Origin of the sequence: Micromonospora arida, assembly GCF_003857035.1 — a bacterium.
GTDB lineage: Bacteria > Actinomycetota > Actinomycetes > Mycobacteriales > Micromonosporaceae > Micromonospora > Micromonospora arida.
In genome coordinates this window covers 1-798 of record NZ_QGSY01000003.1, presented here as the reverse complement: position 1 = coordinate 798, position 798 = coordinate 1, and the positions used below count along the sequence as shown (strand labels likewise).

Annotated in this window: 1 pseudogene; it reads left to right on the top strand. The window is 71.9% G+C overall.

The features are described 5' to 3' along the window. Positions 1 to 707, top strand: a pseudogene (locus tag DLJ58_RS33710) (carboxypeptidase); the annotation flags it as partial. Positions 708 to 798: the final 91 nt, after the last annotated feature.

Genomic DNA, 798 nt, shown 5'->3' with positions numbered 1-798 from the left:
GCGCGACGGTGGTGCCCACGCCGCCGCTGGACGCACCCCCCGCCGACCTCATCCTCGACAACGCCCCGTGCGCCTACAAACTCACCGACGAGCAGTACAACGGCGCCCGCACCGACGGACCCGGCGGCGTGGGCACCACCGTCGCGCAACGCATCGCCGCACACGGCTGGAAGGTCATCAAGACCGAGGACGGCTACTACGTCCCCCTCAACCAGCCCGAACGCGGCCTCATCCCGCTGCTGCTCGACACCAAGGGCGTCGAGCAGCTGACCGACGGCGAACGCGTCTACCCGACCCTCACCGGCCGACGCAACGGACCACTGACCGTCTCCGGCTTCACCTGCGCCGACGACGCCACCATCAACGGCCCCGTCACCGTCCGGGCCGGCGCGGCACTCGTCGCGACCGGAACGACCATCAGCGGCCCAGTCAGCGCCACCGGCGCCGCCGGCATCCTCCTCGCCGACAGCACCATCAACGGCCCCGTCCAGATCGCGAAGACCACCAACGCGGTCTCCGTCATCGACGTCACCATCGCCGGCCCGGTCAGCCTGACCGGCAACACCACCGGCACCGACGCACCCCTGCTGGCCGGCAACACCATCCGCGGCCCGCTCAACTGCACGGCAAACAACCCCGCCCCGACCAACCTGGGCGTCGCCAACACCGTGCACGGCCCACGCACCACCCAGTGCGCGGCACTGTGACCGACAACTAGCGAGCCATCACGCCGGCGGCGCGGGCCCGACACCCGCGCCGCCGGCACCTCACCACCTACCCCCGCACCCCGTGGAGGCC